The following is a 12,994-nucleotide window of genomic DNA, read 5'->3' as shown; positions in this document are numbered from 1 at the left end:
TGGTCCTGCTGCGCGGCGTACGGTCAGCCCGTTCAGATGCGGCAGGCGTGGATGCTGCTGACCAGGATGGCGCGGGCGCCAAGGTCGTACAGCTCGTCCATGATCCGGTTGGTTTCCTTCTTGGGCACCATGGACCGGACGGCGACCCAGTCGGAGTCCTGCAGCGGGGAGACGGTAGGCGATTCCAAACCTGGAGTCAGTGCGGCGGCCTTTTCCACGAGTTCCTTGCGGATGTCGTAGTCCATCAGGACGTACTGGCGCGCCACCAGGACGCCCTGGAGGCGCCGGATGAGGACGTCGATTTCGCGTGCGGTACCGTTGGCGGCTCCGCCCTCTCCGGTGCGGCGGATCAGGACGGCCTCGGACTTGAGGATAGGTTCGCCGAAGATCTCCATGCCGGCGGCCTTCAGGGTGTTGCCGGTCTCCACCACATCGGCGATGGCGTCTGCCACACCAAGCCGCACGGAGGACTCCACGGCGCCGTCGAGCCGGACCACCTTGGCGCCGACGCCGCGCTCTGCAAGGTAACCGCGGAGAAGCCCGTCGTAGCTGGTGGCCAGGCGCTTGCCTTCAAGCTCCTCGACGGTGGAAAAGTCGCCCACGGGGCCGGCGAAGCGGAACGTGGAGGCCGCGAAGCCCAAGGGGAGCAGTTCTTCGGCTTCCACCTCGGCGTCCAGCAGCAGGTCCCGGCCGGTGATGCCGACGTCGAGCGTCCCCTGGCCCACGTACACCGCGATGTCACGGGGGCGCAGGAAAAAGAACTCGATGTCGTTGTCCGGGTCCACCATGACCAGCTCACGGGTATCGCGGCGCTGGCGGTATCCGGCTTCGGACAGCATGGCGGAGGCGGCTTCGGACAGGGATCCCTTGTTGGGGACGGCTACTCGCAGCATGGGAGATCTTTCTAAATTTTGGAAGGTCTGTGTTCAGGCAGTGCAGGCCACGGCGGTTCCGGCGGCAGGAGGCGGGCCGGACCGGTGGCTACAGATGCTTGTAGACGTCTTCCAGGGTCAGGCCTTTGGCGAGCATCAGGACCTGCAGGTGGTAGAGCAGCTGGGAAATTTCCTCTGCCGCGGCTTCATCGGATTCATACTCGGCGGCCATCCAGACTTCGGCCGCTTCCTCGACGACTTTCTTGCCGATGCCATGGACACCGGACTCCAGTTCAGCGACGGTGCGGGAGCCTTCCGGACGGGTGGCTGCCTTCTCGCTGAGCTCAGCGAACAGCGTCTCGAAATTCTTCACGCCCTCCAGCCTACTTGGTGCGGCCGGAAGGGCGCTTCCCGGGGCGTTGGATGACGGGCGCGATGTGAGCGAACACACACGCGCCCGTCCTCCGCCGGCTAGCTGCGGTACTGCCTGAGGACGACGGCGGTCGCCAGCGCCGCGGTGACCGCCTCGTGGCCCTTGTCTTCCTTGGAGTCCGGCAGGCCCGCGCGGTCCAGGCCCTGCTGTTCGGTGTCGCAGGTGAGGACGCCGAAGCCCACCGGCACGCCGGTGCGGACGCTGACGTCGGTGAGTCCCGACGTCGCGGCCTGGCAGACGTAGTCGAAGTGCGGCGTACCGCCGCGGATCACGACGCCGAGCGCAACGACGGCGTCGAAGTGCGGTGCCAGCCGGGCGGCAGCGACCGGAAGCTCGAAGCTGCCGGGAACGCGCAGTACGGTGGGGTCACTGATGCCGGCTTCCTTGGCGGCGCGCAGGGCGCCATCGAGGAGCCCGTCCATGATCTGTGTGTGCCAGCTGGCCGCCACGATCGCCAGCTTCAGCTGCGATGTTTCGGCGGGGTTGAGGGTGGTGAGGTCGATGTCGGGGGCGCCGTGTCCGCTCATGGGTCTGTTGGTTCCGTTCAGTCTTGTTCGTGGATCAGGGTGTTGGGCATGGTGACGGGCACGGGGGCCACGTGGGTGTCCAGGAGGAGGCGGTGCTCCATCCGGTCCTTCTTGGTCTGGAGGTAGCGGATGTTCTGGTCGCGGGAAGGAACCTCGGTGGGAACCATTTCCACTACCTTCACACCGGCCCTGAACAGCCTGTTCTGCTTGTCCGGGTTGTTGCTCAGCAGGCGGACCTCGTGCAGGCCCATCTCTGCCAGGATCTGGGCCGCGGCGTTGTAGGAACGGGCATCCACGGGCAGTCCCAGCTGCTCGTTGGCCTCGACGGTGTCGAAACCCGCCTCCTGCAGGGCGTAGGCCTTGATCTTGTTCGCCAGGCCGATGCCGCGGCCCTCCTGTCCACGCAGGTAGAGCAGGGTTCCGCCTTCTGCCTGGATCAGTTCCAGGGCATAGGCAAGCTGTTCGCCGCAGTCGCAGCGGTAGGAACCGAACACATCTCCGGTGAGGCATTCGGAATGCAGGCGGACCAGGGGTGCTTTGCCGTTCCGGGGCGCATCGGGGGAACTGACGGCAAGGTGCTCCACGCCGGTGACCAGGTCGGTCCAGGCCTGGGCGACGAATTCGCCAAAGGCTGTGGGCAGCTGCACGACCGGTCCGCCGCTGACCGGATGGGGAACCACGCCGCTGCCGGTGCGTTCCGCCCGGTGCCCGTCCCGGTGGTTGCCGTTGCTTGCTGCGGATGCCGTCATCGTTTCTCCTTCTCCCCAAGGTAGGCCACGAGATCTTCGATGGAGATCAGGGGGCAGCCGTGCTCCGCCGCGAACGAACGGAGCCCGTCCAGGCGCATCATCTCGCCGTCGTCGTACACCACTTCCGCGATAACGCCCACGGGCTCGAGGCCCGCAAGGCGGCACAGGTCGACCGCGGCCTCCGTGTGGCCCGGCCGCTCCCGCACACCTCCGTCAACTGCACGCAGCGGAAATATATGCCCGGGTCGGGTGACGGCGGCCGGGCCGGCGGACGGGTCGGCAAGCACCCTGGCCGTGAGGGCGCGGTCAGTGGCGGAAATGCCGGTACTGACCCCGACGGCGGCATCGCAGGACACGGTGTAGGCAGTGCCCTTGGCGTCCTCGTTCACCGCAACCATGGGCGGCAGCGCCAGGGCATCGGCACGCTTCCCGGACAGCGGGACACAGATGACTCCCGAGCTGTACCTGATGGTCCAGCCCATCAGGGCCGGTGTGGCGTGCTGGGCGGCGAAAATGATGTCGCCTTCGTTTTCGCGGTCCTCGTTGTCGACCACCAGGACCGGCTTGCCGGCGGCCATGGCCCGGACGGCGTCCTCGATGGGGTCCAGGACCTGCTCCTGCGCCCGGTCCGGGCCCTGCACCCCGCTGTTGACAGTTTCCGGCTCGAACCGGACGGCGGCGTTCATCGGGCATCTCCTGCCACTGCGGAGGCACCGCGGAAGGCCAGCAGCCGCTCGGTGTACTTGGCGAGGACGTCCACCTCCAGGTTCACCCGGCTTCCGGTTTCCTTGGCACCCAGCCCGGTCTCGGCAAGGGTGGTGGGAATCAGTCCCACTTCGAACCATGGTTCCGGTTCCGCGGCGTCACTGACCGCTGTCACGGTGAGGGATACGCCGTCGATGGCAATGGAGCCCTTTTCCGCGATGTAGCGCGCCAGGTTGCCCGGAACGCCGAAGCGCAGCCGTTCCCAGTTGCCCAGCGGTTCGCGCTCCAGCAGCACACCCACGCCGTCCACGTGGCCCTGCACCACGTGGCCGTCCAGCCGTCCCCCGGCGGGGACGCAGCGTTCCAGGTTGACCGAATCGCCGGGCGCCAGCCCGCCGATGGTGGTGCGGACCAGGGTCTCGCCCATCACGTCGACACTGAATTCCTTGCCGTCGATCTCCGTGGCGGTGAGGCAGACTCCGTTGACTGCGATCGAACCGCCCAGGGCCAGGCCTTCGGTGGTGCCCGGCGCGTGGAGCCGGACGGTGGCGCTGGTGCCGCCGTCCCTTTCGATGGAGAGGACGTGCCCCTGCTCGGCAATAATTCCGGTAAACATCAGTAGCCTTCCTGGGCTTGCTCCGCGCTCCGGCGGGACGGTTGGGGGTCACGGGCAACGGTGCGTTGCGGTCGTAAGTGAAGTCGAAGGTCCCGGCCAAGCGTGCGGACGGCGCCGCCGTCGGACGGGTCCCATTCCCACTGCTGGGCATCCGGCAGGCTGGTGATTCCCAGTCCGTTCAGCGACGGGGTTCCGGAACCCAGCAGGGTCGGCGCCAGGTACACGATGAGTTCATCGACCAGCCCGGCAGTGAGGAACGCGCTGAGGATACGCGATCCTCCTTCCACCATGACGTGCCGGGCACCTGAGGCGTACAGCATTGAAAGGGCACCGGCAGGCTCACGGGTGGGAAGGTGCACGGAGAGTCCGTCCTCCCCGCGGATGGCGGCGTCGGCAGGAATATCCCGCAATCCCATGACGGCGCGCACCGGCTGCTTCACGGCAGGAGCACCCTCCGCGTCCCGCGCCGTCAGCCGCGGGTTGTCCACCAGCACGGTCTGGGTTCCCACCAGGATGGCGTCGATCCGGCTGCGGATCGAGTGGTTGTCCGCCAGGGATTCCGTGCAGGAGATCCATTGGCTGGTACCGTCCTCGGCAGCGATCCTGCCGTCCAGTGTCTGGGCAATATGCAGCGTAACGAACGGGCGGCTGGCGGCCACTGCCTCGAACCACTGCCTGTTCAGCTCCAGCGCCTCGGCCGCGCCCAATCCGCTGCGCACCCGGACCCCGGCGCTCCGCAGCGTGGCTGCGCCGCCCGCTGCGGGACCATGGGGATCGTCGACGGCGTAGATTACGTCGGTGATTCCGGCGTCGATGATCGCTTCGGTGCAGGGCCCCGTGCGGCCGATGTGGTCGCAGGGCTCCAGCGTGACCACCATGGTGCAGCCGGCCAGGTCCATCCCTGCGGCCCTGGCCTGGGCGATTGCGTCGGCCTCGGCATGGGCGGTGCCGGCACCGCGGTGGAATCCGGTGACAACGTGGCGGCCGTCGGAACTGACGACGACGGCACCCACCAGCGGGTTGGCCCCGCGCGGTCCCTGCAGGGCCGCCTGGAGGGCAGCCTCCATGGCGCTGGTTTCAGCGGCACTAAAGGCGGTGACAACTCCCCCGGCAGGGACCAGACCGTTCTTTTCCGGGGTGCTTGGCGGGGCGGCCGTGGCTGGCGGGTTGCTGACCGTCATGCGGCTGCCGCTGCTGGGTTCATGGTGGTGGCCGCTGCCAAAGCAGCAGCAGTTGAGGCACTGAAGAGCCATCGCTTTGGGTTCATTCCTGCGTCGTTCCTTCCCTTTCGAACCGCGATGGCTCCGGGGGTATACGACAGCAGAAGGCTGCGGGGCCGAATGGCCCTGCAGGTACAGCTGTACGTGCTTCTCTCATCCAGACTTTAACTGTCGGTACCGGAATTCCACCGGTTCAACCGTCCGCCGGAGATCCTTGTGGAGGACCGCCGGCTCGCGGGTCGCGGACTGTCACCGCCGGTTCGGACTTACACCGACCCCGGAGCACGTATGTGTGTTGTTATTGTGCCACAACCGGCAGGGTTCCCCTGTTATTCCGTCGCTGCGCGTAATGTCCGGGCAGCTTCCTTCCGCAGGCGGTCGATGGCGGCAGCAGGATCGTCGGCCCCGTAAACGGCCGAACCTGCGACAAAGACATTCGCTCCCGCTTCGGCGGCCCGCGTGATGGTTTCCTCGGTGATGCCACCGTCCACCTGGATGGCCACGTCGATTCCGGAACCTTCGATCGCTGCCCTGGCGCGGCGGATCTTGGGCAGGGTCACGTCAAGGAACGCCTGGCCGCCGAAGCCGGGTTCCACGGTCATGATCAGCAGCATGTCCACTTCGGACAGCATGTCCAGGTAGGGTTCGACGGCGGTTGCCGGCCGCAGCGCCATTCCCGCCTTGGCGCCGCGGCTCCGTAGTTCCCGGGCGAGCTTGACGGGTGCGATGGACGCTTCGGCGTGGAAGGTGACCGAGGCCAGCCCGGCGTCCGCGAATCCGGGCGCCCAGCGGTCGGCGTCGGCGATCATGAGGTGGGCGTCCAGCGGCACCGGGCTGACCGCCTGGATGCGCTGCACCACCGGCAGGCCGATGGTCAGGTTGGGCACGAAGTGGTTGTCCATCACGTCCACGTGCACGGCGTCGGCATTGCCGATGCGCTGCAGTTCAGCCTCGAGGTTGACGAAGTCGGCGGAGAGGATGCTCGGGTTGATGCAGCATTGCGTCACGTGTGGATGCCTTTCACTGGTTTTGCTGTACGGTCGACGGGAAGGGCCGGGGGGATCAGCCCTTTTTCCTGATGAGCGCCAGGAACATGGCGTCAGTGCCGTGGATGTGTGGCCAGAGCTGTGCAGTGGACTCATGCCCGGCGCCCAGGTTTCCCGTCAGGCTTACGGCGTCCAGGGCTTTTCCGGCATCGAGGAGTTCAAGGTCGTCGCGCTTGCGGAGTGCATCGGCCACCACCGCCTTGGTTTCGGCGGGATGCGGCGAACAGGTCACGTAGGCCACCACTCCCCCGGGCCGGACGGCTGCCAGTGCAGACGCTAGGAGCTCGCGCTGCAGCGGGGCCAGGTCGGTCAGATCCTTGGGTGAGCGGCGCCACCGGGACTCCGGCCGCCGCCGGAGGGCACCCAGGCCACTGCATGGAACGTCCACCATAACGCGGTGGTAGGTTTCCGGCTGCTGCGCGCCGACCTCCCGGCCGTCTCCGGTGCGGACTTTCCAGGTATCCTCTGGAACCGGGGAGAGCGCCTGGGTGACAAGCCGGGCACGGTGCGGTGCGGGTTCGTTTGCCAGCAGCGTTGCCCCCGCCCCCCGGGCGAGGGCGCCCAGCAGGGCAGCTTTGCCGCCCGGTCCCGCACAGAGGTCCAGCCAGGCTTCTCCGTTCCCGCTTCCCGTTGCCGAGGTGAGGTCCACCGCCGCCAGGGCCCGGGCCACGAGCTGGGACCCGACGTCCTGTACCCGGGTTGTGCCGCTGCGGACCGAGGAAAGCCGGCCAAGGTCACCGCCGCTTGAGAGGGCAGACCCTTCCACCAGTTCACCGGGAGCGGCGCCGTTCTCCAAGGCCTCATCGAGGCTTCCCAGGCCCGGGAGGGCAACGAGGTTCACCACCGGGGCGGCATTGTCCGCTTCCAGCAGTTCGGTAATCTCGGCGGCCTGCCGGCCATGGGCCACCAGGGCCTGGCGCATCGCGCGGACAATCCACTCGGGGTGGGCATGCTTGAGGGAGGCGATCCTGGTTTCGTCGGTCTCGCCGTCCACCAGGAGCTCCAGCCACTCCTCCAACGGGCGGGCGCTCACCTTGCGGAGCACGGCATTGATCAGCGACGACGGCCCCGCGCCGATGACGGCGCGCGCCAGGCCCACCGTCTGGTCCAGCGCGGCATGGGCCGGTACCCGCATGGCCATCAGCTGGTGCGCTCCGATCCGGAGGGCATCAAGGACGGCAGGGTCCAGCTGGTCCAGTGGCCGGTCCACGCAACGGGCGAGGATGGCGTCGTAGGTTCCCTGGCCGCGCAACGCACCGTAGGTCAGCTCGGTGGCAAAGCCGGAGTCCCGCTTGTCCAAGCGGTGGTGCCGGATCCGGGCCGGAAGCACCAGGTTTGCATAGGCGTCCTCGGACGCGACGGCGCGCAGCACCTCGAACGCGACGAGCCGGGCCGGATCCGCCCGGCGTGTGCGCTGGGACGGGGCGCTTTGGGTGAAGTTGCGCTGCGGTCCGCGGTTCCGCTCGCGGCCCTGCGCGTCGCGGCGGCTGGTATCGCCTGCCGCGCGCTTGCCGCCACGCCCGCGTCCGCTGTTTCCGGGCATTCCCGTGCCGCCGGATCCGCTCATTCGAACACCACACTTTCCGGTGAAGCCAGGCCGCGTGCCCAATCGGCAGCGGGCATCATCTTTTTCCCGGCGGGCTGGACCCGGGTAAGTTCCACGGCGTGGGATCCCGTGCCGACCAGCACGCTCTTGCCCTGCACGGAAAGCGCCCCCGGCTCGAGGCCTTCCACGTCGGGACGGAGCCTGACCGGCTCGAGCTTCACGCGCTGCCCGTCCAGGACCGTCCATGCACCTGGTTCGGGAGTCACGCCGCGGGCCTGCCGACCGATGGCCAGTGCGGGGTGGCCCCAGGTGATTTTGCCGTCGTCGAGGGTCAGCTTCGGCGCCAGGGAGACCTCACCGGCCTGCGGCACGGGCGCGGCTTTTCCGGCTGCGATGGCGGACAGGGTCTGGGCCAGGAGGACAGACCCGCTGCGCGACAGTCTTTCCAGGAGCTCCCCGGCGGTGTCATATGGACCCACCGCTTCGGTCAGGATGCCATACACCGGGCCGGTGTCCAGGCCCTCTTCCAGCCGGAACGTCACGGCGCCGGTGACGTCGTCACCGGCCATCACCGAACGCTGCACGGGTGCCGCGCCACGCCAGGCTGGCAGGAGCGAGAAGTGCAGGTTGACCCAGCCGTGCCGCGGTATGGCCAGCGCTGCAGGGGGAACCAGGCCGCCGTACGCGACAATGGCCGCGACGTCGGGCCTGACGGCCGATATTTTGGCGGTGGTTTCGGCATCAACCCGGGCAGCGCGGATCACGTCGATACCCAGCTCCACTGCCCGGGCGGCGACGGGCGACGGCGTCAGCACGCGCTTGCGGCCCAGCGGGGCGTCCGGGCGGGTCAGGACGGCGACGACGTCGAAGCCGGCCTCAACGAGCGCATCCAGGGACGGGACTGCGACGGCGGGGGTTCCCGCGAAGAGGACCCTCACCCGGCAGTACCAGCCGCACCGGCACCAAAGCTTGACCCGCCAAAACTCGAACCGACGGTCCTGGCCCGCTTGGAGGTGGTCTGCTCCGTGATGGAATCGTAGTTGGCGTTTCGAATGGAACGGAGAGCCGCCTTCCGGTCTTCGCCTTCCAGCCGGTCCGTGTAGAGGATCCCGTCAAGGTGGTCGTTTTCATGCTGGAAGCAGCGGGCGAGCAGGCCCTCGGCCTCGACGGAGACCGGGTTGCCGTTGACGTCCAGGCCGGTGACCCTGGTGGCGCGGAAACGCCGCACGGGAAAGCCCAGGCCGGGAATGGACAGGCAGCCCTCCACCTGGTCCGGCTGGAAGTCATCGCTGTTTTCCAGCACCGGATTGATGATGTGCCCTTCCACGCCATCGATGCGGTAGGTGAAGACACGCTTGCTGACCCCAACCTGCGGGGCCGCGAGCCCTGCGCCGTCCACGTCCTCCATGGTCTCGGTCATGTCCGCCACCAGCTTGGCAAGCTCGGGTCCGAAATCCGTCACGGGATCGGCGACTGTGCGCAGCACAGGATCACCAATAATGCGGATATTCAGAATAGCCATGCGCTGTTTTTCCTCACGGTTTGCTGCAAAGGGAACCAATCCAGTCTAGGTGCAGCTGTTCCTACGCGGAGCGCACCTGCGCCATGGGAGGCGGGGCAATGGGAAGCAGGGCCGTGCCGGCGCTGATGGTGTCCGCGGACAGCTCCCACACGCGGCGGAGTGCACAGAATTTCCACCAGTGGTGCTTGAGGACCTCCGGGTTTGCGCGCACCGGACGCACTTCGGTTTCACCGATGGCTACCGCCAGCAGGACCGGGTTCTCGCCATACTTCCAGGGCTCCCAGGTGCCGGCCACTGGATCCAGCAGGCTTTCCTCTGCCTTCATCCCGGCCACCAGCTGCATGACCACCTTGTCATCCAGGGGCTTTACGGTACCGTCCCGGGTGGTGCCCTTGGTCTTGTAGTCGATCAGGCAAATCCTGCCGTTGATGCGGGCCACCAGATCCAGGGTTCCGGCATAGCCCACGGAGTGGTTCCAGACGGTGATTTCCGGGGCGACGGGTTCCACGCGGAAGAGCTCCCACCATTCGTCGAAGCGGACGGCGAAAGCCTCCTCGCCGTTGGCCGCCAATGCTTCCCGGGCTTCCTTCATGGCGTGGGGGCGCCCCAGTGCCCGAAGCGCCACCTGCTCGCAGTAATAGTGGACGCGGTCGCCGCGCCGGGCGGCCTCGTCGCGGTAGGTTTCGGCGGCCTTCGCGGCCCGGTTGATGGCCTGCTTGATCTTGGCCGGGCTCCCAAGGCAATCCGAGAGCAGGGGATCGTTGGCCAGGCTGTTCGCTCCCATGTACCCGAACCACCCGTCCATGCCATGCGGCTGCTGACTGATGACGGTAGTGATGGACGGTACGGAAAACTGCTCGGACGTGGACCTGGCGTACATCCGGCCGTATTCAGTGGCGTGGGCGAGAAGCGGAGCGGTCATAAAAAAGACTCTTTCACAGGGGGCCGACAAAGTCTCCGGCTGCGGGTCCGGGCACAAAAAAGGTCCGTTTCCACTGCTCGAAAGAGCGGAAACGGACCAACTTTGGTGGGCGATACTGGGTTCGAACCAGTGACCTCTTCGGTGTGAACGAAGCGCGCTACCACTGCGCCAATCGCCCCGGTGCATTTGAATGCTAGCCCACCCTGGCGCCATTTCAAAAATCGAAGAATTCACGGACCCCGGAGGACGCCAGAGCCGGTGCAGCGACCCGGCAAAAAGGACAGGCCGCTACGGAAGGCGTCCGTCCCGCCGTCGGGAATTACAAGACTGTAACTCGCTAACTTCCGCGTCAATACAGGGAAGCAGGCAGTGCGGCATCACAGGCGGCGCCCCCGATTTGGAGTTTCACCGAACCTCCTATATTGTTTTTACTCGTTGGAAGCGAGGAAATGCCGAAACGGCAAGAAAATCATTCCAAAATGCGGACGTAGCTCAGCTGGTAGAGCACCACCTTGCCAAGGTGGATGTCGCGAGTTCGAATCTCGTCGTCCGCTCGCAGGACACTGTCACAGCAAAGGTTCACAGAACCAACGCTTACACGGTGGGTTGGCCGAGAGGCGAGGCAGCGGCCTGCAAAGCCGTATACACGGGTTCGAATCCCGTACCCACCTCGGTGAGAACCATGGTTTCCGGAGCGATCCGGGTTCAATGGGCGATTGGCGCAGCGGTAGCGCGCTTCCCTGACACGGAAGAGGTCACTGGTTCGATCCCAGTATCGCCCACTTGGCAAGGCAACTTGCCACAACGCAGTCCGGTCCCGGCCGGAACGCACATGCGGACGTAGCTCAGCTGGTAGAGCACCACCTTGCCAAGGTGGATGTCGCGAGTTCGAATCTCGTCGTCCGCTCTCAATGTCTTTACCCTTAGGCCGGACTTCCGGATCCGGGCGATTGGCGCAGCGGTAGCGCGCTTCCCTGACACGGAAGAGGTCACTGGTTCGATCCCAGTATCGCCCACGCATAAAGCAGCTCTTCGGAGCTGCTTTTTTGTTTCCCCTCAAATTGGGCCGCGTACGGGACCGCGCCGCATCGCTCCGGGCGAACGCATAAAACCCCTGATCTCCTTGGCAGGCCATTCGGCGCAGGCTTAACATCGTATGCGGAAGGAGCAACCTGGCTCCGCGATTGAAGGGAGGTGCTCGTGGGACTGTTTGACGACTTAAAGGGCAAGGCTCAGGGTCTCATCCGCGGCAACGAGCAGGCCATCAAGAACGGCATCAGCAAGGCCGGCGATCTCGTCGATGCCAAGACCGGACGCAAGTACTCCGGCCATATCGACAAGATCCAGAATGGCGCTTCCAAGCTCATTGACAAGAACGGAACTCCGGGCCAGGCACCTGCCGCCGGGCAGGTTCCGCCGGTCCCTCCCGTCAACCCGGTTCCGCCGGCTGACAGGACTCCGTAAAGGATTAGGCCTGGGCTTTGCCCCCAGCGCGTCAACGGGGCGCGGGTCCCGCCGGGAGGCGGCGCCCGCGCCTTTGGCGTTTAAGGGCAACCCCGATTCCTTTCTGGGAAGACGGCGCCGGTAACCTGCGGATATGGCGAAATCCCCCGCACCCCTCAAACCGCACCCGGCCGCTACGGCGTCGAAGTTCGATGCCCGCCCCGTTGTTGCGGGCATCGTCACAGCGCTGGTTGGCTTTACGTCATCCTTCGCCGTCGTGCTCGCCGGGCTGAAGGCGGTGGGCGCCAATCCGGCCCAGGCCGCTTCGGGACTGCTGGCGCTGACGCTGGCTGTCGGGTTCGGCGTCCTCCTCCTGGCGTGGCGTTCGAAGGTGCCGGTCACGCTTGCGTGGTCCACCCCGGGCGCGGCACTGCTCGCCGCCTCTGGAACGGCCGACGGCGGGTGGACGGCTGCCGTGGGCGCCTTCATCGCCGCAGGGGTGCTGATCGCGCTCACGGGTTTGGTCCCCGCGCTGGGACGGCTGATGGCGCGGATTCCCGCGTCGCTGGCGCAGGCGATGCTGGCCGGGCTGCTCCTGCAGCTCTGCCTTGCCCCGTTCAAGGCCCTGGGCAGCGTTCCCCTGTTCGTCGGGCCCGTGATTGTCTGCTGGCTGGTGCTGACGAAGTTCGCTCCGCGCTGGGCTGTGCCGGGCGCCTTGCTGGTGGCGCTCGGTGTTATCGGCATCTCTCTGGCGGCCAGCGGAACCCAGATCGGGGCGGGAACGGTACTGCCCGCGCTGATGTGGACCACGCCGTCATTCACCCTGCAGGCCCTGGCGGGCATTGCCCTGCCCCTGTTCGTTGTGACAATGGCTTCGCAAAATGTTCCCGGGGTGGCGGTGCTCCGGTCCTTTGGCTACGAAGCGCCGTGGCGGCCCGCCATGCTGGTGACCGGCGCCGGCACGGCCCTTGGAGCAGGCTTCGGCGGGCATGCGATCAACCTTGGCGCGCTCAGTGCCGCGCTGGCCGCGGGCGAAGAGGCCGGCGGAGACCGGAGCAGGCGGTGGGTGGCCGGTTTCACCTCCGGCCTGGCCTACCTGGTGCTGGCTGCATTTTCGGCAGCGCTCGTGACCCTGGTCAATGCGGCACCGGCGGGGATGCTGGAAGCGGTGGCCGGCCTGGCGCTGCTGGGCACCCTGGCCGGGGCGGTCTCAGCAGCGCTGGCCGACCCTGAGGACCGGATCGCCCCGTCCGTCACGTTCCTGATGGCGGCCTCGGGACTGGCGTTTGCCGGAATCGGCTCCGCTTTTTGGGCCCTGCTGGCAGGGCTCGGTGTGCGGTGGCTGCTCTTGCCGGGGCGCGGGCGGGGCACTGGAAAGTAAAGACCGGGAAGA

General features: G+C 66.8%; 14 protein-coding genes, 6 tRNA genes and 1 riboswitch. Of the genes, 7 read left to right on the top strand and 13 right to left on the bottom strand.

Going from position 1 to position 12,994, the window contains the following annotated elements:
* Positions 1-32 precede the first annotated feature (32 nt).
* The 13 genes from hisG to ACLH0K_RS07925 all read right to left on the bottom strand — a co-directional run bounded on the left by hisG (position 33) and on the right by ACLH0K_RS07925 (position 10,336).
* Positions 33-893, bottom strand: coding sequence for an ATP phosphoribosyltransferase (hisG, locus tag ACLH0K_RS07985; protein WP_411376250.1), 861 nt, complete (start codon positions 891-893; stop codon positions 33-35).
* An 88-nt stretch (positions 894-981) separates the two neighbouring features.
* Entirely contained in the window at positions 982-1,245 is a 264-nt protein-coding gene (locus tag ACLH0K_RS07980) for a phosphoribosyl-ATP diphosphatase (protein ID WP_009358176.1), read from the bottom strand.
* A gap of 98 nt (positions 1,246-1,343) precedes the next feature.
* Positions 1,344-1,832 carry a 6,7-dimethyl-8-ribityllumazine synthase gene (ribH, locus tag ACLH0K_RS07975; protein ID WP_411376249.1) on the bottom strand — a complete coding sequence of 163 codons (489 nt, stop codon included), beginning with the start codon at positions 1,830-1,832 and terminating at the stop codon, positions 1,344-1,346.
* Between the two features lie 17 nt (positions 1,833-1,849).
* The gene (gene ribA, locus ACLH0K_RS07970; RefSeq protein WP_411376248.1) at positions 1,850-2,581 is read right to left on the bottom strand and encodes a GTP cyclohydrolase II; all 732 of its coding nucleotides are present in this window, start codon (positions 2,579-2,581) and stop codon (positions 1,850-1,852) included.
* Entirely contained in the window at positions 2,578-3,267 is a 690-nt protein-coding gene (gene ribB, locus ACLH0K_RS07965; protein WP_411376247.1) for a 3,4-dihydroxy-2-butanone-4-phosphate synthase, read from the bottom strand. Before ribB ends, ribA begins: the two co-directional genes overlap by 4 nt.
* On the bottom strand, positions 3,264-3,902 hold the full coding sequence (locus ACLH0K_RS07960) for a riboflavin synthase (RefSeq protein WP_411376246.1): 639 nt from the start codon (positions 3,900-3,902) through the stop codon (positions 3,264-3,266). Before ACLH0K_RS07960 ends, ribB begins: the two co-directional genes overlap by 4 nt.
* Positions 3,902-4,969 (bottom strand): bifunctional diaminohydroxyphosphoribosylaminopyrimidine deaminase/5-amino-6-(5-phosphoribosylamino)uracil reductase RibD, encoded by a 1,068-nt coding sequence (gene ribD, locus ACLH0K_RS07955; protein WP_411376431.1) that lies wholly within the window; start codon positions 4,967-4,969, stop codon positions 3,902-3,904. Before ribD ends, ACLH0K_RS07960 begins: the two co-directional genes overlap by 1 nt.
* A 293-nt stretch (positions 4,970-5,262) precedes the next feature.
* Positions 5,263-5,412: riboswitch (FMN riboswitch) on the bottom strand.
* Between the two features lie 39 nt (positions 5,413-5,451).
* A complete protein-coding gene (gene rpe, locus ACLH0K_RS07950; RefSeq protein ID WP_411376245.1) occupies positions 5,452-6,129 on the bottom strand; it encodes a ribulose-phosphate 3-epimerase in 678 nt (225 codons plus the stop codon).
* A gap of 55 nt (positions 6,130-6,184) precedes the next feature.
* The gene (locus ACLH0K_RS07945; protein WP_411376244.1) at positions 6,185-7,735 is read right to left on the bottom strand and encodes an RsmB/NOP family class I SAM-dependent RNA methyltransferase; all 1,551 of its coding nucleotides are present in this window, start codon (positions 7,733-7,735) and stop codon (positions 6,185-6,187) included.
* Positions 7,732-8,652, bottom strand: a complete 921-nt coding sequence (gene fmt / locus ACLH0K_RS07940; RefSeq protein WP_411376243.1) for a methionyl-tRNA formyltransferase — start codon at positions 8,650-8,652, stop codon at positions 7,732-7,734. The genes ACLH0K_RS07945 and fmt overlap by 4 nt, the downstream gene beginning before the upstream one ends.
* Positions 8,649-9,236 carry a peptide deformylase gene (def, locus tag ACLH0K_RS07935; RefSeq protein ID WP_411376242.1) on the bottom strand — a complete coding sequence of 196 codons (588 nt, stop codon included), beginning with the start codon at positions 9,234-9,236 and terminating at the stop codon, positions 8,649-8,651. Before def ends, fmt begins: the two co-directional genes overlap by 4 nt.
* A 61-nt stretch (positions 9,237-9,297) precedes the next feature.
* Positions 9,298-10,158 carry a cytochrome gene (locus ACLH0K_RS07930; protein WP_411376241.1) on the bottom strand — a complete coding sequence of 287 codons (861 nt, stop codon included), beginning with the start codon at positions 10,156-10,158 and terminating at the stop codon, positions 9,298-9,300.
* A gap of 103 nt (positions 10,159-10,261) precedes the next feature.
* Positions 10,262-10,336 (bottom strand) — tRNA-Val (locus tag ACLH0K_RS07925).
* Between the two features lie 303 nt (positions 10,337-10,639).
* Between ACLH0K_RS07925 and ACLH0K_RS07920 the strand changes: the two genes are divergently transcribed.
* From ACLH0K_RS07920 to ACLH0K_RS07890, 7 genes are all read left to right on the top strand, one after another.
* Positions 10,640-10,712: transfer RNA gene (locus ACLH0K_RS07920), tRNA-Gly, on the top strand.
* A gap of 46 nt (positions 10,713-10,758) precedes the next feature.
* A tRNA-Cys gene (locus ACLH0K_RS07915) sits at positions 10,759-10,829 on the top strand.
* A gap of 39 nt (positions 10,830-10,868) precedes the next feature.
* Positions 10,869-10,940 (top strand) — tRNA-Val (locus tag ACLH0K_RS07910).
* 52 nt (positions 10,941-10,992) lie between these two features.
* Positions 10,993-11,065, top strand: a tRNA-Gly gene (locus ACLH0K_RS07905).
* Positions 11,066-11,102: 37 nt separating this feature from the next.
* A tRNA-Val gene (locus ACLH0K_RS07900) sits at positions 11,103-11,174 on the top strand.
* Positions 11,175-11,358: 184 nt separating this feature from the next.
* On the top strand, positions 11,359-11,622 hold the full coding sequence (locus tag ACLH0K_RS07895) for an antitoxin (RefSeq protein ID WP_411376240.1): 264 nt from the start codon (positions 11,359-11,361) through the stop codon (positions 11,620-11,622).
* Between the two features lie 133 nt (positions 11,623-11,755).
* Complete coding sequence (locus ACLH0K_RS07890; protein ID WP_411376239.1) at positions 11,756-12,982, top strand: benzoate/H(+) symporter BenE family transporter; 1,227 nt, start codon at positions 11,756-11,758, stop codon at positions 12,980-12,982.
* Positions 12,983-12,994 lie beyond the last annotated feature (12 nt).

This window comes from Arthrobacter sp. MPF02, assembly GCF_046605375.1.
Classification (GTDB): domain Bacteria; phylum Actinomycetota; class Actinomycetes; order Actinomycetales; family Micrococcaceae; genus Arthrobacter.
This window is presented reverse-complemented; position numbering and strand designations above follow the sequence as displayed.